Here is a 26,639-nt window from a genome sequence, read left to right on the forward strand (position 1 = left end):
ATATGGAAAATCCATTTAAGTATTTGCAGTATAAGGAGTACTCAATCACAGATGTAGTAAAAGAAACCGGTTTAACAAAGTATCAACTAAGAAAATTTAAAGAACAGCTAGAGTGAAAGTTTCGAATGAGGTGAGATATGAGCTATTTATCTTTAGAAGAGGTATGCGATCGGGTAGGTCTAACAAAAAATCAATTAGGCTATTTAATTAAGTATAAACACATCGAACCTATTAATCTGGCTACCTGGAAAGCAGATGGTGGATATTGCTTTGAAAAAGAGGATGTAAAAAAGCTAGAGGAATTATACAAAGATTGTTTAACATTAAAAGAAGCTGCTGAATTTCTAAACAAATCTAAGACATACGTTCATAATGCAGCTAAAGACGGGATATTGCCTTTTAAAGAGATTGCTAAAGGGAAATCTACTGAACGATTATACTTAAAATCCGATTTGGAAATTTTCAAAGAAAGAATTGAAAATAGATCAAAAGAGGAGTCGAAAGAAAAAAAGCAGCATTTAAGTCTATACCTTGATGAAAAGGTATTAGAAGCAATAAAGAAAAAGGCCGAAAAGAAAGGGTATAATGGCTACAAGAAGTTTGCTGAAGACATTTTATCCGCAGAAGTAAAAGAAGACATAGAAGAATAGAAAATTTAATAAAAATAGACCCTAAAAAACCAAAAACGTTTTAATGGGTCTATTTTTATTTTTAAGAGTATTTTTAGTTATCACGTCTAAATACATTACCTAAGACAATAAAGTTGATTACGAACGAATTTGAGAGGTCGGTTTTCGGGGCGATTTCAATAGAAATCCTTCCAACTTACAAAAAAAGGGTTTTTATATATAATATAGAAAAATAGAGAGAAAGATAACGGAAGATATTAAGAGCGGTTAATTTAAGATGAAAAACTTGTAAAAAGGAAATGAGAGGTAATGATACCAGGATCATAAATACAGGTACTTAATTAGAAACTTAGTAGGTCTATGAGTATGCTAGAGAGTTTGGGCATACATACATTGGGAATATATTAAAAAAGCATACAGACTTTATTTTAAATCTACATTATCGAAAATGGTATATCAAACTGTGTTTAATTATAAAAGATCAGGAAGTATAGTATACATATTTATATTATAGTAAACTAAAATCTTATAAAACTCCTTAACTAAAAGATTATATGCAGACTAAAATTGGATAGGTTTTCTATTTTAGCGTGTTGAAGTATGGTAAAATAGAAGTATAACTGTATATCGTGTGAAGGTGGGCTTGTTATTATCCCTTCTTTCCATTTGGAAGGAAAGGGGGTGATATAACATGGAATTTTTGTTTGAACTTTTAAAAGAAATTGCAAGAGCAGTTGTGCGTGAGGTTTCAGCATACGCACTGAAAAAGCAATTCGAAAAAAAAGACAACAAAAAACCCGCGCTTCACCGACCAAAGTACAAGCGTGGGTCTAAAAGAAAAAGATAATGCATAATAACAACCACCTTGACAGTAGCAGTTATGAGACGGGATGTTGACAGCATCTCGTCTTTTTTAGTTTATGCAATTCAGTTAAGTACTATACTTTATATATACTGAATATGCATTCAATATATAACTAATCTAAAGTAAACATACCATATTTTTATTTTTTGGTCAACGTTTGGAAATATGAGGGACTAAATTAAGTGGTTTATACTGTGATTCCTAATTTAAGTGATATAAAAAATAAAAGTAGTTTTATAGGGAAGGGTTTGCTTGTTTTGAAAACAGGCAAACCCATTTGATAGTTAGTCTTTAATATATTTTACGGCAATGGTTTTATCTATATCTTTGTGCAAATTGCTCGGTATAAGAATCGACTAATTTTGTACGTCCAGAATCAGAATAAACTTTAATGTTGTATTTAATATAAACATTGTATGCATCTTGATCCTGCCATTTTTGTACAGTCCACCAATAGTTTTTACTTTTAGGAAGAGATAGTCCACCTATTACATACCCAGCTACACCAGAAGCAAACGTATTTCCGATTTTCGCTATAATCCCAGCACCTAAACCTGCTATAGCTGCGTTAACCATAAAACGATATGAGGCATTATAAAATACATTGTTTCCATAAGTTGTCGTTACATATTTCCAGTTGAATGTACCAGCTGTTGGGTGAACATATTGAATTTGATCCGAATCTTTAGGTGTTATTGGATTAAATGGAGCTTGTCCATTTAAGAATAAAGAGTCTAAATCTTGTTGGGTAATGAACTAATATCAATTGCTCTATTTTCTTTTGATACATCCTGGTTGTAGGAAACTGCAGGTGAATTTCCTTCCTTGTTCTCTGCTGCTTGCGTTGTTGAACTAAATGCAAACCCTGAGCTTAGTAATAAAACCAATGAACTTCCTGCTAATAATGTTTTTTTCATAATAATCCCCTTTCATTTGTATAAGAAATTTAATACAATATATTAAACAGTCATTCTCTTAAAAGTAATTATTTTCTAAAAATAGGAGGTAGGAGTCAATATGTTTGGCAAGATTACTTCAAAAAATGAACGTATTTACGTAATTATTGTAGTTGCACTGTCTATAGGGTTGTTTAGCATATCTCGTACAGTTTGGTGGTTGTATGGAATGGCGTTTTTATTATTTTTATCCGCTTTTATATTTAGAGACAGACCTACAAAAAAGGAAGTAATGATAAATATTGTTGGCTTCGTAGCATTATGTTTCATTTTCTGGATAGGAGAATACATCATAAATTTGTAAAATAATAACAATAATTCTTATTAAATACGATTATAACAAATTATTATATAAATGGAATATTTCACTAACTATTTTAATATAATGCTAGTTAGGAAAAATCGATTATTTAAGGGATTTATGCCGTTTTTTTATTTAGAAATCTTGAGATAATTAAGATTCCTTGGCAGTAATGAAATAAATAAGTCTATGAAAAAATATAAAATAAAACATATTTATAACAGAAACAGCCCAAATTTCTCATTAGGAATTTGGGCTGTTTTTATAATGGGACATCCTTTCAATTTTAGGGACGGATATTTTCAAATGATAACCATTAATGAAATAATGATATGTTATAATTTTCATAATATATATGCAAAGAAGGGATGGAATGAGCACACAAATTAAGGTAACACCGGGACAATTAGAACAAGCTGCTAAAAACGTAAGAAATACGAGATCATCATTAGAATATATACATAAAGATTTATACTCTCAAACTGAATATATAGCTTCTCAGTGGAGTGGAGCAAGCAGTGATCGTTTCTATCAGATGTTTAATGAAGCAAAGCCAATGATGTTTAACATTTTACAAGAATTAGATAAAATCGCAGTAGAATTAGAGCGTGCAGCTGTTAAATTCCGTGAAGCGGATGAATTGTATGGCGGAAATTTAGTTGACTCTGATATTCAAGAAGGAGCTATGTGTGGAAAAATCCCTTCAAAATCGGAAGAATCATTTTTTAATAAAAAGGATTTAAATGCTGCGTGGACTGGTATTTCTACTGGGTTTGTAGATGGTGCAGTGGATGCGTGGGAAGGACTGATATCCCTAGGTGATAAAGAAACCTGGTTGAATATGCGAGATGCGATTGTAATTTATGAGGAAACTATTCCTGCTGCATTGAATGCTCTATCAGATTCATTTGTAAACAATCTTTGGCATGGAGATATGGAAAGTAGAGAGCATTATGCAGCTTATGGTATAGCAACGTTAGGACTCGGGCTTCTGGGTGATAAGGGTCTTAGTAAAGCAGGACAAGTTGGGAAGGGAGCTGCTATTACAGGTTTTACTAAAGGAAAATCACTTGTAATTAATTCTCCGGCATACAGAAATGCATTACATATATTAAACAACTATGAATTCAAAGCTGGAAATCATCTTTCATATGCGGGAGTAGGAAGTATTCAACAGTATTTGCGGAAAGCAGCTCCATATACTTATGAAGGTCCAAATGGCCAAAAGACAATAAGATTAAGAATGGGTGAGTTAGCAGGAGACAAACATCCTGTTACAGGCATTCGGTATGATTTAGATGGTTTCCCTATTTTTAAAGCTCTTTCTGAAGTTAAATTAAAAGAGGCTGATTTTAAAAAATCTAGACCAACACATGATAGAATATGTAGTAAAGCATTATACGAACAAATAATGAAAGACCCTAAGTTAGCTGCAAAATTCACAGAAGAAGAAATAGAGTTATTTAAGCTAGGCGAGGTACCAGAAAATTATACATGGCATCATCATCAAGAAGCAGGACGAATGCAACTTGTTAATTATGAAACACATAGGAAAACAGGTCACACTGGTGGATATAAAATTTTGGGGAAAGACAGCGATAAGTAAGGAGGAGTATATATGAGCAACGTTACTTGGATTGGAGTAAACAAAAAAGAAATTACAGATGAAAACATTCAGAAAGTAGAACAATATTTCAATATTAAATTCCCTATGGATTTTGTAGAATGTGTAAAAAAATATGATAGTGGTTATCCAAGACCAAAAATATTCGATGTACCCGGACAGGATGAGAATGTATTTAGTAAACTTTTAACTTTTGATTTAGAAAGTAGAAATTCAATCATTCAAGTTTATGATGATATAAAAGATAGATTAGCAAATAAAGTATATCCCTTTGGTAAGGATTCATTTGGGAATCATCTGTGTTTTGATTACCGTAGCAATCCTGAATCACCAACAGTAGTATTTTGGGAGCACGAAGAGGAAAACATAGAGGAAGCAATATACCCTGTTTGCTCAACATTTACAGAATTGCTTGCTAGTCTACGTGAATTTGAAGAAGAAGATTGAGGAAACTAAAAAACGGCCTAGAATTCTAGACCGTTTTTTCTATGATTTACTAATTTTCCAACCATCATCCGTTTTCTCTAGTTCAATTACGATTACTTTTTTAGGATTATCTTTATATACAGCATCAACAGTTACTGTAGCAATTTCATTTTTCTCTTCGATTTTTCGAATCTTATAGCTTTTAAGATCTTCACTAATTGATTTCATTAGTTCCGCATTTCCGCCAATAAAACCAACTATTTTTTTTGCTTCTGGAGTAAATAGCTCTCCAAAATCTTTTGCATTTCCATCTTTTGCATCTTCAAAATATGCTGTAGCTACTTCTTCAGGATCACGATTATTTCCACATGCTGCAAGTGCTGTAACTGATAAAGCCATTACCACTATTAACATGATCATACGCGTAAATTTGTTTTTCATTCAAACCACTCCTTATATATAACGTAATTTCAACTCATAGAAAGAGCTAAATCACTTGTATAAGTATATAATAATTAAAATTATAAAACTATATATATTTAAATATAATTTTAATGATATTATTATTCTTAAAAAGAAGGACAGCAGAGGGAATCTACCTATTACTATAATATTAATTTCCGTTATATACATTAGTATAATAATAAAGTCAGCGTTATAGGGGTATAACAGACGACGTTCATTTTTAAAATCATAAAATCGGATTCACTTATATGAAAGATAAAAGCCCTCCTTTAATTAGGAGGGCTTTTATCTTTTCTTTTAAACTACAACATATACATGGGCAGAAACAATAGGACTCATAGAATCATACCAATCAATTCAGTCTTGCAAAGACGGCAGAGCAAATATTATATTATTTGAAGAGTAAACCGAAAAGAGATTCATGTTTTACATTTCCATTTCAGTTTTTTACTACCTTAAAGGGGTAGTGACAGGGTTCTTGCTATGAACCGCAAAGTAAATGAATAAAGCATTAAAATCCGTTACCAAAAACCATAATTTTTGTAACTTGTTCAATCTTTATTAGGATTCTCGATTTAAATAGGTTAAGTCGTTACCAAAAACCATTCCCAAAATGATTACCACAAACATTTTCCAAAAGTGCACCGTGCACTTTTTATCCTACTGATAATTCAATTAAACCAGTAATTATTGTAATAAATGTAAATTTCCCAATACCGGATGTTCCCGTACCAACAATCATAATGTTTTATTCTTTATTTAAAACTTACTTTGCGGTCTATGACAGCAACCCTGTCATTACCCTTAAAGAACTGATAACGTCTAGTTCTTATATAAATTACGATTCAAGATCTATTTTACTGGTACTTATCCAGTTACTAAAATGAGTGGGGGATGGATAACATTGCTAAGCGTTGCAGCATAAGTGTTGAAAAAATTTCTAATTATACGATACAATATAATGGTGCATATAATTACTAAAAAATATGTATATTTAATTTACGGGAAGGGGAATTAGTATGGGAGGAACATTTGAACTTAAAAGATTATTTTATTTGTCAGAAAATATGTTACTACAAGATATTGATTACCAAGTTGTAAATGGAATACGCTATAAAAATAATTTGGAAATATGCGCAATTTTCAAATATGATTATAAAGATATAAATAATAAGAAAAAGTATGATGAAATTGCAAATAAAGTATATACATTGGGCTTATTTAAAAGAGGAACTAGAGAATTCTTGGAATTGCCATTAGAATACGAAGTTAAAGGTAAATATAAGTCATTTACATTACCATTAGTAGGCCCAGAAGATAGTTTATACAAAAAACTTTGTAAATTCTTAGAAATTGATTATGCAAAAAACGGCCCTTTTAAACCACTAGATTTTTTCAAAGCTCTACATAACGCCATTCCAACAAAAGCTAGTATTAAGTTTAAAGATAGATTGGCTTGTTCATATTCATATCCTACAAGTAAAGATAATGAACAAGAAAAAATTTATTTTCGTAGTTTCCTTAATAATGATATAAATGGAAACAAACGGAGTTTAGAAAATAAAGCGAAGACGGAAAAACTTTTACCAGATGCTAATAAGGTTATTGGTACAAGGAATATTTCCGTATGCTTCACGCATACACCAAAAGATGAACAAAAAGAAAAAGAAGAGATCGCGTCTAAATTTAATGAACTCCAACCTCAAATTTGGACCAACTGAACATAAAAAAATAACCAACTGTAAAATTTAAGGAACATTCCTTCAAATGTATATTATATTAAGAACGCAAAAGAGCCACAATCCCCAATGGCTGAGATCATGGCTCTTTCAAGATGCAAGAAGAAGACACAAGAGAAAAGTACAGTGACAAGGTATTTTTACATAGAAGAGACTTGTCATTGTTACATTCTCTTTACAAGTATAGCATAATTGAATTTTAATGAGGAATAGCAACCGACAAACTAGTTACGAGATTTATAGTAAATAAATTACAAAAAACCAATTCTTATATGGTAGAATTGTTTTTTTTGTAATAACATGGCCTAAAGGAGATTCGACTCTTTTTCTTAGTATAACCCAAAATGAAAGAAAATTCAAAATCAATCAATTGCAAGAAGTGATTTACTATTAGATATTGGGGTAGCACCACATCGCTATCAAGCTAAGATTTTAAAGTACCCCCTAAACGATAATTTTGTGTTTTTTACAGTACCGAAGTTCATTTTTATCGTTTTGGGCAACCTTTTCTGTTAGGTTGATAGATATGTGGTGTTAGCACCATAAACAATGTTTTAGATTATACAATAGAGTACTAAGCGTCCGATTTGAAAGCAGACATCCCTGAATCATAATTTTTATGGAAGTGAAAACAGAAGCCCTAAAGTAGCAACTTTATAATAAATAAAATTTACTCTTTATGTTTTGTTAGACCTTCTGATAAACATTCGATCATCTTTTTCATCATCTTCGAAAAAGTCGGCTCTCCAATCTCTTGTCGATGTAATGGAATAAGTATGGTTGTTCGAAAAAGACCAATAAGTACTTCGGGATCATCTTCTGTAACACCTTTATCTTGTAAAAATTTCACAAACTCCAAAGAACTATCTAAATCTTCCTTCGCATGGTTATCTAGAAGTTCCTTAGGAAGTCTTTTCACAATTCGATCATATTCACCTCTTTGATAAAGACTTTGTAAAAATGGATTTTGTTCTATGGTTTTAAAAGATGTTTCAAAAAAACGAATTAAAAGTTCTTTTGGTGGTAGAGACTCACACATAATTTCTGCAATAATTTGATTTTTTACTTCTTCCTCTTTTCGTAATACTGCGTAAAATAATTCTTCTTTTGATGAATAATATGAATAAAAAGAACCCTTTGCGATTCCACATGCATGTACTATGTCATCGATACTAGTTTTAGAAAATCCATATTGAATAAACAGTTCTTTACTCTTAACTAGAAGGGTCTCATGTATCTGTTTTCTCTGTTCAGATGTAATTCTTGCCATAATATATCCCTGCCTTTTTATTTGACTATTTATAGACATTTAGTCAAATATCTGATAGGTTTATTTTATTGAATTATCTATATTTTGTAAATACACAAATGTTACCTGTGATAAAAGGCTAGATTATACTAAATAAAGGGGAAAAGACATGGGAACAAAAAATAATATATCAGTTCATGGATTTGTTGCACCGGGATTTGAACTGGTAAAGAATGAGTTTATTAGAAACTTTAGTGAAAGAGGAGAAGTTGGAGCGGCCTTTTCTGTATACATTAATAATGAAGCAGTCGTTGATCTATGGGGTGGATATCGAAATCGACAAACTCGTACGGAATGGGAAAAAGATACACTTGTTCAAGTGTTTTCAGCTACAAAAGGTTTTGCTGCATTGGCTTTAAGTTTAGCGCATTCTAGAGGTTACATTAACTATGATGAGAAAGTGTGTTCATATTGGCCTGAGTTTGCTCAGAATGGAAAAGACAAAATAACCGTTAGACAGCTTCTAGCACATCAAGCTGGATTGTCACCTCTCAATGAACTTCAAATTGATATGTTAGAAGACTTAGATACCCCTCGTCTATCAAATTCTCTTGCTGCAAGCAAACCTGCTTGGGAAGTTGGGAAAATTCAAGGCTATCATGCCTGGACAATTGGAACCTTAATTGGAGAACTGATTAAAAGAACAGACCCTAAACATCGGACCCTAAAAGATTTCTTTCAAGAAGAAATAGCAGAACCACTAAAAGCAGAGTTTTATATTGGTCTTCCTAAAGATATTTCTGAAGAGAAAATAACAACTATTGAAGGAATAAATCACCCCATCCAGTTACTTAAGGGAATGACAAAGCTACCTATAAAAATGTTACTTGGTTTTCTTAATACAAAGTCATTAGTAGCTAGAAGTTTAGTAGATCCAAAAAAATTCGTAGCAAATGATAATTTTAATCATCGTCCTATTTTATCTATAGAATTCCCTTCAGGAAATGGTGTAAGGCAAGTAAGAGCAATGGCAAAAATTTATGGTGCTTTTGCTAGTGGTGCAAAAACTCTCGGATTAAGGGAAGAAACAATAAATGAATTAAGGAAAAGAGCTACTCCTCCGACATCAGGGTATTATGATCATGTGAATTGTATAAACATAGCCTATTCTTTGGGATTTTGGAAACACTTTTCAGATATGAAATTTGGACGAAGTGAAAGCTCTTTTGGTCACCCAGGCGCAGGAGGATCATTCTGTTTTGCCGATCCAGATGAAAAATTAGGTTATGCTTATGCGATGAACAAACATGGATTTGGCATGGCCAATGAACCAAGAGAACTTGCACTATGAAAAGCCTTATACAGTTGCCTCTGAAAAAATAAAAATATGTAAAAATACTTAGGGATATTTTTATTTTTTACGATTTTTGGCTATGAATAGTGGAATAAATATTAAGTATTCAACAGTTTAAATAAAACGAGTCATCTTTTTATTTTAAGAAAAAAGATGACTCGTTTTATGCTTAAATTCGCTTAGCGTATATTTTCATTAAAATGTGGGCGCGATCCCATCGTTATCCAGCTAAGATTTTGCACTACCTATAAAGCGAAAAACACGTTATCCTTTCTGTAGAATTATAGGAAAGGATGGCGTTTCTTTATGAATCTTTCGATTCTTGACGAACTTCAATTGATTGCTGAAGAATTACAAAGACATATGTCACCTCATACTCTAGAACACCTAGCAAAAGAAAAAGGATTTGTTCAGCGAAAGAGTAAATATCAAGCACGGGAGTTAGTTGCTTTATGTGTATGGCTTAGTCAACAGGTCGCAAGTACATCACTCACGCAATTATGTAGTTGTCTTGAAGTATCTACAGGTGTTCTTATCAGTCCTGAAGGACTTAACCAACGATTTAATGCTTCCGCAGTAAAGTTTCTTGAACAAGTTCTAGCTAACCTTCTAACCCAAAGAATTCATTCAACACAAGAAATAATCCATCAATATACCACGATATTTAAGCGCATTCGAATTCTAGATTCTACAACATTTCAGCTTCCAGATAAGTTTTCTTCATATTATCAAGGTTCAGGTGGAAGTAGTCATACGGCCGGTGTCAAAATTCAATTGGAGTATGACTTATTGAGTGGGAAGTTCCTGTACGTTTATGTAGGAGAAGGAAGAGAAAATGATAAAACCTTTGGTTCAAAAAGCTTGAAAACCATTCAACCAAAAGACTTGTATATAAGAGATTTAGGCTATTTTGACTTACAGGACTTACAGGAGATACATGATAAAGGAGCTTATTATGTATCACGTTTGAAATTAAATTCTCGAATTTATCGTAAGAATGATGAGCCAGAATATTTTCAAAATGGTATCGTGAAGAAAGGAACACTCTATATTCAGTTAGATACGGAAGAACTCATGAATCAATTGCTCCCTGGTCAAACAATGGCGATTTCAGAGGCATACATTGGACAGTATCAAAAATTACCAGCTCGTGTTATTATTCATCGATTAACAAAGGAACAAACAGAGAAGAGATTGAAGGAACAAGCCAAAAAAGAAAAAAAGAAAGGTATTACCTACAAAGAACGAAGTAAACGGTTGAGTGGAATCAACGTGTATATTACGAATCTTTCTGCAGAAAATGTTCCAACGGAACATATCCATGACTTGTATTCATTACGCTGGCAAATTGAAATTTTGTTCAAAACATGGAAATCTTTCTTTCAAATTGACAAGTGCAAGGAAATCAAGAAGGAACGTTTAGAATGCCATTTATATGGGCAACTCATTAGTATTTTACTCTGTTCATCGACGATGTTCAAAATGCGTCAGTTACTCTTAGATAAGAAAAAGAAAGAGCTTAGTGAATACAAGTCCATCTATATGATAAAGAATTATTATCTATTGTTTTATGAAGGTTTACAGAAGGGCATTCATGAATTATTAAAAGTTTTACTGCGTTTGTTTTATCTTTTAGAGAAAAACGGGAGAAAATCTCACCGGTACAAGAAGAAAACAGTCTTTGATATCTTAGGCGTCGTATACGACTTTACTATGTCTCACAATCATGTAGCATAATCAAAAAAATTGAAACCCGATAGGGTTTATTTAATATGCAAATCTTTAAAGGACTTACACTGGACCTTTAGAAAAAAGAAAAAATCTCACGTAAAATTAAACTTACATAATCTTAGCTTGATGGGCATGTGGTGCTACCCCATATTCATGAAATATAAATAATATAGGAGTAATATATATGAAAATAGATAAGAATTCTCTCGAATACGTGAAAATTTATCGATTCGATAATAAAGGTTTTTTTTGCAAACCTTATAATTCTGATACATACGATCATGTATTTGAATTTATAGATACTGAAGTAACTGATCTGACATTATATAATCAAAAAATACTAAAAAAAAACGTCCATACACCTAAATATAATGACAATAAGTGGTCAGGCTGTTTTTGTTTTCTAAGTGAATACGCAAAAAATATTACTAGCGACGATGGACCTTTGAAAATGCGGAAAGGTCATAAACTTAATATCGCTCTATTACCTAAAAAGACAAAAATTTGGGTTAGAAACTGCAGTCATTTAGGAAAAACAGAACCTTTTTTTAATAGATTTACCTATCCCATTGAACATGAAGGAAAAATAAGGTTGAGATTTAGCAGTCAAAGTTTCAATTGTTATTGTTGGGTACGGATGAGTGTTGAATTAGCGTTAGAACGAATTGAATTGTGGAAAACAAACAACACAGGCTGTGTACTACCTGAATGGTTGACAGAATTTTATCTAATAGAAGACCAATTAGAACTTATCTATCCACTTTCATTATGGAATAGATTCATTTTACATATAAAAAATTTCAAAATATTCATTGCAAGAAAATAGCATTTGTATGCTGGTCTAAAATTAATAATGCACTATTATAAAATTCAGAAGGCCCTGACTAGGGGAGCAGGACCTTCTAAAAGGGAATGTTAAATAGTTGGCCAACAATGTTAGCCATAGGGTTACCTGTAGATTACCATAATTGGAATTAAAATTCCATAAAATGAGGTTGATAAATAAAATAGCTTATTTTTTAGCTTGCTACTTCTTTATTTTGTTCAGAAACAGTTGGATGTAACGTTTCGATAATAAATACAGTATTCATTGTTCATAATTTATCCCGCTATTTATGATCAGTAGGCACAATCTAATTAAAGTTTCTAATGTAAGGTTTTTATACCTTCTTTTTGATATTATATGTAACAATCTAACAAAAAGGAAAAGAGCAGTTAGAGTAGGCTAACTGCTCCATACAGAAAAGAAAAGAGAAGAGAAGAAATACTGTTACAAATTAAAGGAGTTATGGCTTATCGCCTGTGTATAGTATGTGTTTACTATTTAGAAATATTCAGGTATATTAAAATAAAAAAAGTGCCTTTGAACCTTAATTATTCTAAGAGTAAATAGTCAAATTTCAAGAAAGTAATTCCACGAAACGGAAAATGTAAATAGACATGAAAGTAGGAACTTTTTTTATAGTGTAAAATGCTAAACTATTAACGGATAGAGTTCATTTAGTACCCATTTTCTTGTCCACATATCAAGACAAGAAAATGGGTACTTCTTTAAACTAAGACACCAAAGTAGGAACTTTTTAAAAATAAAAAAAAGCAACCAAATTTGTATAATTAAGAAATATTACAATTCAAATTTATATTTATTTTAGTAATAAAGGTATTCGTGAATTATCTACTTTCGTGTCTAAAAAATATCCATTTTCATGTCTGTGTACAATTAAGATAGGAGAGGAGTTTAACTCACATCTTTCCAAGTGTTCGTTAAATTCTCATTTAACGAACACTTCAATGGATGATTTAGATGATATAATTGTTATAAAAGATATGGTAAACAACCATTACATTCTATATTTAAGTTTATAAAATCGTATAAATATAATAAAATTATATTTAAATTATATAAATAACTTTTCAAACCATACTTCAATTTAGTAGTCGCTGCACAGCATTTAAGTATTTAAAGGAGTGGTTTTATGTTTCAACGAGTTAAAAATACATATTTAATAGTAGCATTTTTTTAATTATTATTTGGAGGTCTTATTCTTTTAGGTGATATACATAGTCCCGTTATATCCGGAGCAATTTATCTATTTGGATTAATTTATACGGTGTTTTTACCTGTCCTCAAAGAAAACTTCAAAGAAAAAGTTACTTCTAAACGTAGCATTTATTTAAATAATGCCGTTATGGATTTAGTATTATGGTTTGCATCATTAATAGGTTTAACAAAACTAATTGATTCAGAGGCTTTTAACGGTTCCGGAGTGTTCATGTATTTATACGTGGTTATTCTTCTTATTCTGAAATATGCCTTAACAACATACTTTGATCTTGAAAAATACAATAAAGATTTCAAAGGATAATCTTTATTGTATTAATAATGGGTGCAGAAAAATTTCGCTCTAACACTAAATTAAAGTGTTAGAGCGAAATTAATTTTATCAAATTCGTATTTGCAGCGACTAGTAAATTGATTTTTTATCATCCTAATAAAGGTGTTAGTTACATTTCAATGGATGTAAGAATAAAGATTTGCTATAATCGACACACCCTACTACCCATTTAAAAATAATATTACTATAACAAGAGGAATGCGAAAGGAATTTTTTATGAAAAAAATTTTAAATTGTATTGATATGGAACATACTTTTGACTCCATTTCATCTATTTTGGATGTCCCAATGAATCAAATTATTTCATTCTTAAAAGAAAATAAGTGGAGGATTTCTAACGATAAAGGTTTCTGGAAATATGATAACCTAGAGTTTAGTGATATACAGGAATATTTTAATTTTGATATAAAAACATGTATATTTGATGAAATAGTTGTAAATCATATTGCAGCTATCCTGGATAAGAAGAGTTTTTTAGAAGTAGGTTTGTTAAACCTCAAGGGATTAGCTACTCAAAAGAATAGTTTTACTGATTTTCTTAATAATTACGATATAAATATGAAGATTGATAATAATGGTAATATCAATTGGTATCATAATAATAAACAAATAACATCGGAGTATTTAAAAGTTCGCTCAATTAAAGATAAACGTATCAATGGCTTTTTATTCGGTGGACAGGCTCCATATGATTCTAATATACGTGATATAAAAGAGTGTCCAGAAATTATAAAACATATAGCGAATGTCATTATAGAAGATTCCCAAATACCAAGAAATTGGACAAAGCAGGCCATTCCTTCTCTAATTTCTTTCAAAGTAAAGATTGAAGATGTAGATAATACAACATATCTTGAAGCGCATTCATTTGATGAAATAAGACAGTCATGTATTTTAGATGTATTTGATTACCTGCTACAGACATATGCATTTTGCCCAATCGGTCGTGCAAGAATGATATTCCTTAAAGAAGATATTTCAATCCCCCCTTCTAATATTATTAGTATAAAAACATTAGATGAAATTTAAAACTGTTCGTTAAAATTGTATTTAACGAACAGTTTGATGGATTTCATAGAATTGAGTATAGTAGAGGTATCCATCATATATTGATACCTCTCTTCTATTTCAAAAACTAGTATGGTATCCATATATGTAATCAAGCTATTTATTAAAATCGTATTCTAGCTCAAAAATTTCAGTTTAAATATCGGTTTAAGTATTGGTTTAAAAATTATTTTACATTATTTGATTTGAGGTGTACAACATGAGTAACCAAGAAAAAGAAAAGTTTAAAATACTAATAGATAAACATAAAAGTAAAATGCCCTGGTACATCATAGAGTATGCAGAAATGAAAACAGCCCTCTCCCCTGCTACATTGTATGCTTACATTACTGAATTTGAAAAGTTTCTAAAATGGCTTATAAGTAATCGATTAGCCGTTGAAAACGGTAAGGTGGTCACTAATATATGTGATGTACCAATTACAGCACTAGAAAATCTACCATTAAATGAAGCTAGAACTTTTCAAAGATATCTCCAGGGAGAAGGTATTGAAACAAGAGCTATTAATAGAACTTTCTCTGCTTTAAAATCCCTATTCAAGTACTTAGCTCAAAATACAGAGAATGAACAAGGGGAAAATTACATCTCACGTAATGTAATGGAGAAAATTGAACTGCATAAGGAGAAAGTAGATGCAGCAGCAAGAGCAGATGACGTTGCAAACATGATATTTAATGAAAAAGATGATGTTGCTTTTCTTCAATTTCTAGCAAATGATTATGGTGAAATGTTGAAAGATATATCACCAAAAAAATATAATTTTTTTCAGCGTGATAAAGAAAGAGACATAGCCATTATAAGCCTCATTTTAGGCACTGGGCTTCGAGTTTCTGAGGTAGCTAGTCTTACTATATCTAGCATAAACTTCCGTCAGGGGAAAGTAAAAGTAACGCGTAAAGGTAATAAGAGATCTTCCGTATTAGCTACTCGCTCTTGCTTAGATGATGTTCAAGAGTACATTAAGGTTCGCACTAGTAAATATAACTGCCCTCAAGATGAAGACTTACTTTTCGTAACAAATTATAAAGGGAAATATACACAGTTAACTGTTAGAGCTATACAGAAGTTATGTGATAAATATTCAAGTGCATTTGATGAGAAGCGTAGCCCTCATAAACTACGACATACATATGCAACAAACCATTATAAAGAAAACAAGGATCTTGTATTGCTACGCGATCAACTTGGCCATACCTCTGTAGAAGTTACTAGTATTTATACTAATATTAATAACGAGAAAAAACGTGAGGCTGTTGATCGCTTGGAAAGAAGGCAATTTGAATAAAAAACAGGATATTTCCATTAACGGAAATATCCTGTTTTTATACTATTGAATTTATTACTTCCGTATAAAAAGCCTTACCAACCAGAAACACCTGTTAATACAGCTTTATTGGCTTCATTACATTTGTTATATACGTCCCAATATCCATCTACGATCCAGCCTTTTTTAAATTCTCTATCAGCTGAAAACGCCGCATATAGTGCTGTACCTAGATTCACTAACTCGAATTGAGATGCTGTCCCAATATTCTTGACACGTTCTTTCAATTCTGCTGAAAAAGCATCAATATCCTTTTTTGATGTTAACTGTTGGATTTGTTGGTAAAGGTAATTCGAAAGCCCTTTACCAGGTATATTATTTGAAATCGCACTTAAAATCATTTCAATTATACTCTTTTTCATTCTTATTCCACTCCATTTCAATTTATATAAACTCAACGTATTGAGATAAAATAATGAGGAAACCCCCGATTGTTTTATCGTACAAATGTTGGATAAGTTCTTTCTGTGGCATTAATCCACACCGCTACTTCATTAAGCATGCTCTGTACCTCTTCATGAGGCAATCCGTATTCGGCAGCTTGATTCCAAATATCTACCATAACATCACCTAATTGATTCGGAAATTTAATGCTGTCGTGACGTAAACTTGGAATTAAAACTTGAAGAGCATCTCTACCTGACTGTCCCGCATATGTTTGGTGAGAAACATGCCATCCTTCCTCATTACGAATAAGGGTATAACGGTCATCATGCCCCCATCTACGTGAATAAATCAGCATCTCAAATGAATCACCCATGGTTTGATCTTCTGGGTCATTATTAGCATCTGTATTGTCCAAATACGCTAATAAATCTTCTACTGCATGAATACTGCGGTAAAACTCTACTTCTTCTGGCTGCATACCACTATTCTCTATCATGTACTGATGATGTCTTGGACGTGGTTCAAGCGACATGTGAAGCTCGTGCGCTACAACAGCCATTTGTTCGAATAACTGATTATGATCTTCATGTGCCTGTCCGTTAATTTCTTGCTTAACTAATTCTAAGTTCGTTTCAATTAAAGCTCGTTGCTCTTGTTGTACTGCATTCAATTCTACATTCATTGTTTAACACTCCTATGCATTTATTGAATAGAATTTTATGTAACAAACAGGCCGAAAGTCCTAAGAAGCAGACTTTTATAGTTACCAATTCTTTCTAAAATCAGTATATAGTCAAAGATAGTCAAAGTCAAACTATTTTTTGACCAACTTTGACTATTAACCTCCTAGCTTTCTTCATTGACATACGTTATACCGATTATTTTTCTATTAACATTGTATTTCTAAGCATAGATTGAACCATGTAATTCTTAGACGATTCATTGTTAAGTTCAATGTGCAGCTGCATTTACCATTACCCTACAACCAAAAGACGGTACCATCTACTGGCACCGTCTTATTTTCTATTATAATCTTGTAAAGAACTCACATAATTCCTGCCCCTCATTACGAATTATGCCATTTATATACTCAAGAATATCTGGATTTTGAGTTAATACTTCTTCTAACTCACGAAATACGGAAGGGTTTTTCAAATCAACTAGAGTATTGTTTAATAGAGTAGTAAATCTCTCACCATCACCGTCAGTCATTAAACAATATTTCACAAAATAAGCTAACTCCACAGACTGACCATTAATTTTCGTATACGAAAACGCATTTCCATTGTGTAAATCTTTCATCATATATTCTTTTATGTCGTCAAAAAAGCCATGGCTTTTCAGTAACATTATTTCTTCATCTCTCAGCCCTTTTAAATCACAATTTACACAGGAAACGAGTTTTTTTGACTTCTTAGAATCTATTAGACCATTCCTTATACATGTACAAAGTAAGCTGACTGCATTTGGATAATCGAACACAAGCCAATCTGGTAGCGGATTATTAATAAAATGACTTATTATAGACCTATTCTCAGCATGACATTTTAAAAATCTTTCAGGGAACAGCATTATGAACTTTTCAAAAATTTCATTGTCATGAGTTAAAAATTTATTGAAATTATTACTAATAAGTAAATTCTCACTAGAATTTATTGTTTTCCAAAACTCGTGTGCTTTACCAGAAGAGTCACCAACACGGTAATTTCTGTTACCTTTAAAGTGATCGTGGATTTCACCAAATAATTCAGAGATATTATTGTTTTCAGCTAAATGAGGGATCATTCTAACAATGTCTTGTACCTTTTCTGGATTATTAAAATAAACATTATCAAAATAGTCTTCAAGTTCGTTCAATAAGAAATCTTTGCTACCGTTAATTACTAACTTAGGAAGGATTGACTGTACAAATAGCCAAAATGATTCAACGTGTGCCCCTGCAATTAGATTATCTTTAGAATGTACACAGTCATTTCTTAATGCTCTCCAATACTCCATTTGTGCAATTCTGGATTTACTAATTTTAAAGTAACGACTATTTGTTTCCCCTTCATTGATTAAATCAAACACCTTATTTTCCCAAGTATCTTCGTTTGAAATTTGTCCTTTTTTTGCTCTCCATTCATTATCAGTTATTCCATTAGGAGTATGCGAACTTTCTAACACTCTGTATTTCACTACATTTAAGAAAAATAAATACGACATGATATATGATGATCTGTAAGCTCCTACTTTATAACAAAGTATTCCCTCTTCAATAAAACTCATAGCAGCTTCCGGAAATTCTATTTCACTAATAAACTTTTCAATCTCTAATTTCACTTTCTTTTCTCCTTTAACTTTTTAATCATCTAAAGCACATTAATGCAAATTCCCTTTTATAAAATATTAGGAATAAATGATATTAATATGATAACTCATCTTTTAACTCTTCAAGATATACATCCCTAACTAATTTAAAGAAACCTATATATTCCCCAAAATAACCGCTAAATTGTTTTATAAACTCTTCTCTTTCTTCTGTATGATGAGACCATATTGACATACTCCCCATCAATTCACCTATCTTCCTTTCAATTTCTTTTAATTCACCTGGCGATATACCTTGTGGGTAATCATTAAACCATTCCAGCCAATCTGCTAGTAGCTCCTCTACAGAGGATACTCCAGATTCTGAGCAGAAATCAAATTCCCTTTTTCCAGCTGTAATAAACGTGTCTAAATCATTTAAAATTAGACGGATTATATATGAAGTACTCGCATTTCCGATACTATGTTTCATATGTTCTCCTCCTTTTCACTTTTTTCTTCTGATAAAATATGTTTGTTATACCATTTATTTATTTTTCCTTTGTAATACTTTTCGATTTCGTAATCCGGAATCCAAATTTCACGATCATAGATTTTACCCATAACACTTTCTAAAACATCCTCATGTTCTCTCGGTTTCAATCTACGGTTATGAACCTTAACCTTCTCTATATAAGCCTCTCTCAGCCAAGTTGAAATGGTTTCACGCTGTTTTTGCTTTAGGTGAGACCATTTCTTATTGATTTGCAATAGTTGTCCCTGAGGGCTCCTGATATGATTCTTTATTACCCTTCACTCCCCAATCGTATTTTTTCTTATTTGAACCAAAGACATAGTAGGCTTCAAATCGAATCACGGCATACGCCTTAACAATTTTACGAATTGAACCTTATGAAAAAGCATCCAATCAATAAAAAAAGGACTAGATCATAAATCCTAGCCCTTTTTATTATACATTAAATTAGTGTATCAACCACCGTGATCTCCAACTGAAAGACTTTGAATTACTTCGTAAGATTGTGGAGTTTTCGCTGTATTCGTCACACCTATAGTCAAGGTTATAGCCGTGACAATTCCCATTAAACTGAATACTATTTTTTTCATTTTAAAGCTCCTTCCTCAAAAAATTTTCGTTTCGCTTGCAACCCTAAATGGAAATACTTACTCGCCGCATGATGATTCTTTTCATCATAAAATTTTGTTCCCAGCGTCTCATAAGACTCTTGAACATCTTCATACAATCCTTCTCTCTCGAAGTAATCAATTCCTGCTAGCACTACTGTTTCGAGTATTTGAGTAGGTGAAGCATTGTTTAGCTCTTGTAAAATGAGATATCGATGTATGAACTCTTCTTGATTTAGTTTCTTACTAATATTTAATCCGTTCTCAATGAGTTCTGCTGCGACATCTCGCTCGTCCAGTTTGTAATGTTCCAACGCCTTTGCATACATGGCTTTGTAATGGTTTGGAGACTTTTCAATGACTTCAGATAAATAACGAATCGCTAAAGATGATAGGTTTTGTTTAGAATACATCCAACCCAAATTATGGCGCACCATAATAATAAACTTATCTTCTCCGACTTTCTGGAACTTGTCCATTGCACCCGCAAAATGTTCCTCTGCTAATGACCATTCTTTTAAGTTTATACAAGCTAACCCCAACAAGTTCTCACAAAATCCGACATTACGCTCATAATCAGCATGGGCTAAAAACATTTCTTTTGCCTTTGTTGTGTACTGAAAAGAGACCAGCGAATCACAAATATCAAAATGGAATGCACCTAACTTATAATAAAATTCAGCTTTCTCAACGTCATCATTGATAAGCTCTAATAATTTTTCGGCTTGATCAAAGTGTTCTTTTGCAACCTTGTAACTACCAGTTCCACTAGCATGGATAGCTTTAAAGAAATGATAATAATAAGTTAAAGTGTTGTTAGAAGGAATCTCAAAAGATTCTACTTTATCAAAACTACTTGTAGAAACACCTAAGTTATCAATTACATATTGATGACGAAAATCTAATAATGAATAGTATAATAATAAGTCCTGATCTTCTATATTTTGAATTTTATCATCAATTTCTTCTTTTAAACGATGCGCATTACTTATGCGCCGTGCACGAATTTCCACATACCAATCATTTAATAAGCCCAGAATCTGTTCGTTTCCTTTGATTGCTATATTCATAATCTACCCCCTCAATACCAATTATCATATATTCTTTTAATAATATAATAACAGAATTTGTAATTTAATAGGTGTGTTTTCAAATATATATCAATAAAATTCAGAATATTATTACTATTATTTTCAGAACTATAGCCTAACAAGAACCCCAAAATGAAATGAGATTCTTGTTTTACTGTCCAATACTATTCTATAAACCTAGCACACTAACAATCTGGCATGCTTTAGCATTGGCAACATGGTAGTACATCTCCAATCCTTTTCTTTCTGCACGAAGAATTTTCCCGCGCATTTTTGATAGATGCTGAGATACGGTAGATTGAGGTATATTTAATAGTTCCGTTAACTGTGTTACATTGCAAATCTTACGATGTTCTAACTCTTTTACAATTTGTAATCTAACTGGGTGAGCCATGATCTTAAGTAATTCTACATCTGCCTCTGGAATTTTGTTCATTTCATTATTTACTTGTAGTGTTTTCATTTTTGTTATCTCCCTTTTCATATTTTTTATTTTTAAATTAAGTTTTAAATGCATTTAATTATACTTACATGTAAATTTCTCTTGTTTAGCGATCTGTTTTACTACGATTTAATTTACTGTTTGGTTTTATGTACAGAAGTACGATTATAGCTAAAAAACCAACAAAAGATAGCATAGGTATCGAGATGAAACCAAATAAATTCAGGTAATCTTCTGTACAAGAAACTCCTACTGAACATATCTTCATCTCACTAGCTGGAAACGTTTGTATTGTAATTTGATATACAGATAACATTAAGCCGATACACGCAAATGGGAATGCATACGTGCTGACGTTCGGATCTTTTCTGTACATTCCTATCCCCAATATTAATACTAAAGGATACATGGCCATCCTTTGATACCAGCACAAATCACATGGAGGTAACTTCATCCATTCACTAAAAAATAAACTAATTAACATTGCGCTAGTAGCTATCGTCCAAGCAAATACAATGTGATACTTTTGAATGATCAACATCTTATTTTCGCCTCACCTAATTTTTAAAATACAAAACATTTGCTAATATATGACTAGTTTATTTCCGTGTTTCGAGTACCCTGTTTCAATGGAAAGTATCCAATCATTGATATCTTCCCAATCGTATCCCCTCTCTTTTAATTCTAAAGGGAAAAGATTTTCAAAATCACCACACATCTCGTACATGGTTTCTAATGCTTTTTCTAGCGGGCCAAATCTATATACCATGTGTGTATGTACTTTTTTGTTTTTCTTTTCTGCTACAACTAAATATACATACCGTCTTTCTTTCGCTAAAACAAACTTTAAAAATCCAGGTACTTGACTCACCTTTCACACTCCTTTTCGGTTTTCCTTACCAAGCTTAAAAGGATATGAGTAAGGAAAACTATTACGTTTTAATTTACTAATTTAATAAATGTTCCGTTTTTTTACTTTGAAAATACAAGAAAACGCTCATCATCACAATATTTATTACACCAGCTGCAGCCCCAATTTTGGAGATAACATACACATATTCATTATTACTAACTGGCAATAGACTCGCGAAAATAAATAAAATTGAAATGATAAAGGATAAGAGCATATTTCTTTTGTTTTCATTCATTCAAAAAACCTCCATTTTGCACAAATATTTGTATTACAATGGATTAAAGTGCTAAGCTGCATCATTACGGTTATAATGCCGGTTCTTTTCATTTACAAACCCTTTAATGCTCCACACGCCAGCCATTGATTCTTTTGCTTCTTTTTCTGCCTCTAGCATTTCGGGTAGTAATGTAGTATTAGGTTTAGAAATATAGGCTATAATCCCATAACCCGACTTGGCCATTAATTCATTGACGTGTATACCATTACAAAATACATAAGCCAATTTCCTACCATACTTGTCTTCTTTTGGTCCTTGATCATAAACCAAGGTTATACTTTTCCCATCTAGCTGTTTCTTTAAAAAGGAAGAAGCTTCTTTTCCCATCTTTTGTGGTGGGATTTTCTGAGATACAGACTCAGGGGTATCTAATAACAGTAACCTTACCGTCTGTTTCTGCCCCTTTACGTTCACGTCTATCGTATCTCCATCCTTTATATGTAACACCTTCCCTTTAACAGTCTCTAAGCCTTTTAATTTCCCCTTATAAGCTTCTGGAATATCAACAATACCTTTCCCTTCTACGTGCTGTTGTATTCCATTTTGTACTGCTTGGACAGGTCTCGAATCATTTTTTGTTTGCACGGAACTGTTACATGCTGACATTTGAATTACAAATGATGTTATACAAATAGCTTTAATCCATATTTTCATATCGAAATTTCTTCCTCCTACTTAAAATACGTAAATAGCTGTTTCTAATAAACAAACGGGCTATTCATAGTATTTACTTCTCGATAATTACAACATAGGCAAAACTGTATCCATTTTGGATGATCATTATAAAGTGCACTATATGACCGTTCCTTACACTGCGGGCATATTGCCACCATACTTTCTTCATACTTTTCCTGGCTTTTCAATTTTTCAAAAGATACATTATCAGACGCTATATTACTGGTACACAATATATATCCCCCTTTTGAGTCTTGAAATCGTAAAAATACATAAAAAAGGACACACCTATGGCATATGTATGCGTAGGTGTGTCCTTTTGCAAGATAGTTTTAGAAGTATTTTGTTACTTTCATCATATCATATTTCTTATTAATTTTATATATGAAATTTAAGATTTTGCGATATTATTTCTTTTTATTCGTTATAAACGTAATACGTTGTTTTTGTACATCATAGGTTAATTTTGCATCGAATTTTTCTCCGGTTTTCTTACTTTCAAATCCTGAGATTGTATCGGTCATATTCTTCTCTAATAACTTTTTTACTTGCCCGTTAGTTATTTTCTTTTTCAAAATGGTTCCAGAAACAATGAATTCGCAAGGCTTTTTATAATGTTCACATAAATAAGTGGTTTTCCCTACAATTACCCTTCCTTGGCACAAAGGACATTTCCCTATAGTACGATCATCCGTTGTTGGACGTTCAAAACAAATGCTAAGATCTTCTTTTAATCGGATAGCTGCAGTAAACTCTCCGTACTCTCCCTTAAAACCATGAATAAAGTCAGTAACGCGATTCTTCAATAATTTCTTCATCTGGCTATCAGATAATTTCTTTTCTTTAATTTTAGCGGATATTGCAAAATTACATCCGCTTTTATATTCTGAGCACCCAAAAAACGTATCACGTTTTAAAATGTGTCCATTTTGACACTTTGGACACTGACCTAGCGATAATTCTTCAACTGAAGGCAAATTAAAGCTGACTTCACCGTTAACAAATGCTAGATACGCAGAAAATTCTTTACCATTAGATTTAAAACCTTTTATAATGTCCGTTTTATTCTCTTCAAACAGTTTTTTAACTTGTGCTGTAGGAATCGTTTTTTCCTTTACTCTTTTGGGTAATCCCATGTTACAGTTCGGATGATTGCTGCACCCGAAAAACTTTCCTCTATCTAAAATTATTCCATTTCCACAAGGGCATTGGCATACTTCTATTTGTTGCTTCCAAGTCTCTATCAGATTGTACGAAACTGTGTCAGGAATTCTTATAATCTCTTGCGTTATTTTTTGTACAAACGCATTTGTTTGTGCAATAAAGTTCTCATAACTCATTTCATTCTTTTCAATGCGATGTATCATTCCTTCCATTTCTGCTGTGTACAGTGGATCTTTAATTTGCTGAACGGGAAATTGTTCAATAAAGGCACGGCCAATTGGAGTTGTTATAATTTTCCCCTTTTCAATGTCTATAAAATTCTTCTCGTGTAAAGCCGGTATAAAAGCCGCTTCTGTTGCTACGGTTCCAATTCGTTTTCCTTTCATCAGCTCTTTTAAATGTTCATCATCAATTTTACGACCAGCCGTTTCCATGAAAGTAAGAATTGAGCTTTCTGTGTGTAGAGCAGGTTTCTTTGTTTTGGATTCCAGCAACTCAAAATCATAGATTTGAAGTTCTTGTCCTTTCTGCAGGATAGGAACTTTAAATGTTTCCACACTTTCTTCCTCTACTTCCTCTTGGAACACTTCTAGGAAACCTTTTTCTCGAAGCACACTTTCTTTTATTTGATAGGTATTTCCCATTGCATCAATAAAGGGATACATCTCTTACCAGGTACACTGCAGGACGCATGAAATTGCCCACAAAACGTTTTACCACGAGGCTATATAGTTGTTTTTCAATCTCTGGACGACTTTCCTCTTGATATTGTTTAGTCGTCGGTATAATGGCAAAATGGCTTGATACAAGATCATTATCAAATGTTTTATGTTTTATATCAATGGCGTCAATATCGACGGATTGTACCAGTAAAGAATAACGACTCTTAGCTAGCGCCTGCATAACACCTTTTACCCGATCCACTTGTTCTGTAGGTAAATGCCTAGACGAAGAGCGTGGATAGGTTATGAAACCTTCTTCATACAAGTTCTGAATGTGTTTTTTTGCAGTTTCAGCATTAATTTGTAATTGTGCATGGGCGTCTTTGTACAAGTCCGTTAAGTTGTAAAGCAATTTAGGATTTTGTTTCCTAGTGCCCTCTTTAAATTCCTCAACCGTGAGATATTTCCCTTTTAGATTCTCCCCCAAACTTTTTAATGGCAATGGGTTTAACACCTGATCTTCTATTTTCATAACTGGCGTGAGTCCTAAATTAGTTACTAGTTGCAGATGATAATAAGACTGTTCCTTATAGTTTTCAATCGCTAACTCACGTTGACGTATCTCATGTAGCAAACACATTTGTACACGGCCAGATGACAATAAGAATTTATTCTGTGCTAATTTTGTGGTGCATCCCCTGGTTATATTCATCCCTAATAGATAATCTAGATACTGCCTTGCTTTAGCAGAATAAGCTAGTCCATCATACTTAGACGCGCTTTCTAATCGATTGAGAGCTGCTTCTAGTTCTGCAGCTTCAAAGGAGGATTTATATACGCGAGATTGCTTTTTATTCACCCCTGCGTATTCGTACACTTCCCTATAGATTAACTCTCCCTCGCGGTCCGCGTCACAAATATTCACGGCATGGTCAACATCAGGTCGCTGTAACAGTTTAACAAGTATTTGTAGTTGCTCTGCATTTTCTTGTATCACCTTATACGATGGTTGAAAAATTAAAGGTAAATGCTCTAACTGAAACACCTTATACTTTGGATCCATCTCCTCCGGATTTTTTAGTTCCAGTAGATGTCCACGGCACCAACTGACAATATAATGATCATTTTCATAATAACCGTAATAAGGTTTGCTACCAATGTACTTTTGTGAGTGACGGAATCGTGGCGATTTCATAATTTCATTGGCCACTTTTGGTTTTTCTGCAATAAATAACGTTTTCCCCATAACTTTCTCCTCCTTAAACAAAAAAAGGACACACCTACGCTATGGTTCTGCGTAGGTGTGTCCTTTTGCAATATGATTTTTTAGTATTGGATTAATTCAATTATAGCATAATACTTACTTTATGAAATTCGCTAAAAAAATGAAATTTACCTCAAGGGGAGTGCGCTCGTCCTACACTCATTATTATTTCCTTTTAAGTGTTATGTAAGTAGTTTATTATATT

The 26,639-nt window shown here is 32.4% G+C and carries 27 protein-coding genes and 2 pseudogenes; 12 read left to right on the forward strand and 17 right to left on the reverse strand.

Annotated elements, in window-relative coordinates; translation table 11 throughout:
• The 3 genes and pseudogenes from C4S65_RS34910 to C4S65_RS34400 all read left to right on the forward strand — a co-directional run.
• Positions 1-116, forward strand: a pseudogene (locus C4S65_RS34910) (transposase); the annotation flags it as partial.
• A 21-nt stretch (positions 117-137) separates the two neighbouring features.
• Positions 138-650 (forward strand): helix-turn-helix domain-containing protein, encoded by a 513-nt coding sequence (locus tag C4S65_RS16800; RefSeq protein ID WP_050822440.1) that lies wholly within the window; start codon positions 138-140, stop codon positions 648-650.
• 670 nt (positions 651-1,320) lie between these two features.
• Entirely contained in the window at positions 1,321-1,476 is a 156-nt protein-coding gene (locus C4S65_RS34400; RefSeq protein ID WP_000394773.1) for a hypothetical protein, read from the forward strand.
• Between the two features lie 333 nt (positions 1,477-1,809).
• On the opposite strand, the gene C4S65_RS35205 is transcribed toward C4S65_RS34400, so the two are convergent.
• On the reverse strand, positions 1,810-2,070 hold the full coding sequence (locus tag C4S65_RS35205) for a hypothetical protein (RefSeq protein ID WP_258043872.1): 261 nt from the start codon (positions 2,068-2,070) through the stop codon (positions 1,810-1,812).
• A gap of 158 nt (positions 2,071-2,228) precedes the next feature.
• Positions 2,229-2,411 carry a hypothetical protein gene (locus tag C4S65_RS35210; RefSeq protein WP_258043873.1) on the reverse strand — a complete coding sequence of 61 codons (183 nt, stop codon included), beginning with the start codon at positions 2,409-2,411 and terminating at the stop codon, positions 2,229-2,231.
• A gap of 100 nt (positions 2,412-2,511) precedes the next feature.
• Between C4S65_RS35210 and C4S65_RS16810 the strand changes: the two genes are divergently transcribed.
• The 3 genes from C4S65_RS16810 (at position 2,512) to C4S65_RS16825 (ending at position 4,822) form a co-directional block, all read left to right on the forward strand.
• Complete coding sequence (locus C4S65_RS16810) at positions 2,512-2,754, forward strand: hypothetical protein (RefSeq protein WP_103945299.1); 243 nt, start codon at positions 2,512-2,514, stop codon at positions 2,752-2,754.
• Between the two features lie 370 nt (positions 2,755-3,124).
• Positions 3,125-4,357 (forward strand): WXG100 family type VII secretion target, encoded by a 1,233-nt coding sequence (locus C4S65_RS16820; RefSeq protein WP_103945300.1) that lies wholly within the window; start codon positions 3,125-3,127, stop codon positions 4,355-4,357.
• A 12-nt stretch (positions 4,358-4,369) separates the two neighbouring features.
• Positions 4,370-4,822, forward strand: a complete 453-nt coding sequence (locus C4S65_RS16825; protein ID WP_103945301.1) for an SMI1/KNR4 family protein — start codon at positions 4,370-4,372, stop codon at positions 4,820-4,822.
• 39 nt (positions 4,823-4,861) lie between these two features.
• Here the strand turns inward: C4S65_RS16825 and C4S65_RS16830 are convergent, their stop codons facing one another.
• Positions 4,862-5,242, reverse strand: coding sequence for a DUF4878 domain-containing protein (locus C4S65_RS16830; protein WP_103945302.1), 381 nt, complete (start codon positions 5,240-5,242; stop codon positions 4,862-4,864).
• A 1,043-nt stretch (positions 5,243-6,285) separates the two neighbouring features.
• Between C4S65_RS16830 and C4S65_RS16835 the strand changes: the two genes are divergently transcribed.
• Positions 6,286-6,987 carry a DUF6037 family protein gene (locus C4S65_RS16835; protein WP_103945303.1) on the forward strand — a complete coding sequence of 234 codons (702 nt, stop codon included), beginning with the start codon at positions 6,286-6,288 and terminating at the stop codon, positions 6,985-6,987.
• Positions 6,988-7,675: 688 nt separating this feature from the next.
• On the opposite strand, the gene C4S65_RS16840 is transcribed toward C4S65_RS16835, so the two are convergent.
• A complete protein-coding gene (locus tag C4S65_RS16840) occupies positions 7,676-8,275 on the reverse strand; it encodes a TetR/AcrR family transcriptional regulator (RefSeq protein ID WP_097820628.1) in 600 nt (199 codons plus the stop codon).
• Between the two features lie 148 nt (positions 8,276-8,423).
• On the opposite strand from C4S65_RS16840, the gene C4S65_RS16845 reads away from it, so the two are divergent.
• The 5 genes from C4S65_RS16845 to xerS all read left to right on the forward strand — a co-directional run bounded on the left by C4S65_RS16845 (position 8,424) and on the right by xerS (position 16,088).
• Positions 8,424-9,605, forward strand: a complete 1,182-nt coding sequence (locus C4S65_RS16845) for a serine hydrolase domain-containing protein (RefSeq protein ID WP_103945304.1) — start codon at positions 8,424-8,426, stop codon at positions 9,603-9,605.
• A gap of 309 nt (positions 9,606-9,914) precedes the next feature.
• Positions 9,915-11,345, forward strand: coding sequence for an IS4 family transposase (locus tag C4S65_RS16850; protein ID WP_103945305.1), 1,431 nt, complete (start codon positions 9,915-9,917; stop codon positions 11,343-11,345).
• Positions 11,346-11,523: 178 nt separating this feature from the next.
• Positions 11,524-12,165 carry a hypothetical protein gene (locus tag C4S65_RS16855; protein ID WP_103945306.1) on the forward strand — a complete coding sequence of 214 codons (642 nt, stop codon included), beginning with the start codon at positions 11,524-11,526 and terminating at the stop codon, positions 12,163-12,165.
• Positions 12,166-13,951: 1,786 nt separating this feature from the next.
• Entirely contained in the window at positions 13,952-14,764 is an 813-nt protein-coding gene (locus C4S65_RS16870) for a hypothetical protein (RefSeq protein WP_142391543.1), read from the forward strand.
• Positions 14,765-15,002: 238 nt separating this feature from the next.
• A complete protein-coding gene (gene xerS, locus C4S65_RS16875) occupies positions 15,003-16,088 on the forward strand; it encodes a tyrosine recombinase XerS (RefSeq protein WP_103945310.1) in 1,086 nt (361 codons plus the stop codon).
• A gap of 74 nt (positions 16,089-16,162) precedes the next feature.
• On the opposite strand, the gene C4S65_RS16880 is transcribed toward xerS, so the two are convergent.
• From C4S65_RS16880 to C4S65_RS16940, 13 genes and pseudogenes are all read right to left on the reverse strand, one after another.
• The gene (locus C4S65_RS16880) at positions 16,163-16,489 is read right to left on the reverse strand and encodes a hypothetical protein (protein ID WP_103945311.1); all 327 of its coding nucleotides are present in this window, start codon (positions 16,487-16,489) and stop codon (positions 16,163-16,165) included.
• A 74-nt stretch (positions 16,490-16,563) separates the two neighbouring features.
• Positions 16,564-17,196 (reverse strand): hypothetical protein, encoded by a 633-nt coding sequence (locus C4S65_RS34000; RefSeq protein WP_142391544.1) that lies wholly within the window; start codon positions 17,194-17,196, stop codon positions 16,564-16,566.
• Between the two features lie 344 nt (positions 17,197-17,540).
• Positions 17,541-18,836 carry a hypothetical protein gene (locus C4S65_RS35215; protein ID WP_258043874.1) on the reverse strand — a complete coding sequence of 432 codons (1,296 nt, stop codon included), beginning with the start codon at positions 18,834-18,836 and terminating at the stop codon, positions 17,541-17,543.
• Between the two features lie 82 nt (positions 18,837-18,918).
• Entirely contained in the window at positions 18,919-19,296 is a 378-nt protein-coding gene (locus C4S65_RS16895; protein ID WP_103945312.1) for a hypothetical protein, read from the reverse strand.
• The gene (locus C4S65_RS16900; protein ID WP_103945313.1) at positions 19,293-19,610 is read right to left on the reverse strand and encodes a transposase; all 318 of its coding nucleotides are present in this window, start codon (positions 19,608-19,610) and stop codon (positions 19,293-19,295) included. The genes C4S65_RS16895 and C4S65_RS16900 overlap by 4 nt, the downstream gene beginning before the upstream one ends.
• 183 nt (positions 19,611-19,793) lie before the next feature.
• A complete protein-coding gene (locus C4S65_RS35220) occupies positions 19,794-19,928 on the reverse strand; it encodes a hypothetical protein (RefSeq protein ID WP_000724740.1) in 135 nt (44 codons plus the stop codon).
• Positions 19,925-21,016: a tetratricopeptide repeat protein gene (locus tag C4S65_RS16905; RefSeq protein WP_084065794.1), complete on the reverse strand. Its 1,092-nt coding sequence runs from the start codon at positions 21,014-21,016 to the stop codon at positions 19,925-19,927. Before C4S65_RS16905 ends, C4S65_RS35220 begins: the two co-directional genes overlap by 4 nt.
• 190 nt (positions 21,017-21,206) lie before the next feature.
• On the reverse strand, positions 21,207-21,500 hold the full coding sequence (locus tag C4S65_RS16910) for a metalloregulator ArsR/SmtB family transcription factor (RefSeq protein ID WP_076776127.1): 294 nt from the start codon (positions 21,498-21,500) through the stop codon (positions 21,207-21,209).
• Between the two features lie 85 nt (positions 21,501-21,585).
• Complete coding sequence (locus C4S65_RS16915; protein WP_061654984.1) at positions 21,586-22,020, reverse strand: disulfide oxidoreductase; 435 nt, start codon at positions 22,018-22,020, stop codon at positions 21,586-21,588.
• 42 nt (positions 22,021-22,062) lie between these two features.
• The gene (locus tag C4S65_RS16920) at positions 22,063-22,350 is read right to left on the reverse strand and encodes a hypothetical protein (protein WP_103945314.1); all 288 of its coding nucleotides are present in this window, start codon (positions 22,348-22,350) and stop codon (positions 22,063-22,065) included.
• Positions 22,351-22,426: 76 nt separating this feature from the next.
• Positions 22,427-22,627, reverse strand: coding sequence for a hypothetical protein (locus C4S65_RS16925; protein WP_001004897.1), 201 nt, complete (start codon positions 22,625-22,627; stop codon positions 22,427-22,429).
• 51 nt (positions 22,628-22,678) lie between these two features.
• Positions 22,679-23,323: a thermonuclease family protein gene (locus C4S65_RS16930; protein ID WP_103945315.1), complete on the reverse strand. Its 645-nt coding sequence runs from the start codon at positions 23,321-23,323 to the stop codon at positions 22,679-22,681.
• Between the two features lie 428 nt (positions 23,324-23,751).
• Positions 23,752-26,416: pseudogene (locus C4S65_RS16940) on the reverse strand (DNA topoisomerase).
• Positions 26,417-26,639: the final 223 nt, after the last annotated feature.

This window comes from Bacillus sp. ok061 (assembly GCF_900108285.1).
Taxonomy (GTDB): domain Bacteria; phylum Bacillota; class Bacilli; order Bacillales; family Bacillaceae_G; genus Bacillus_A; species Bacillus_A thuringiensis_S.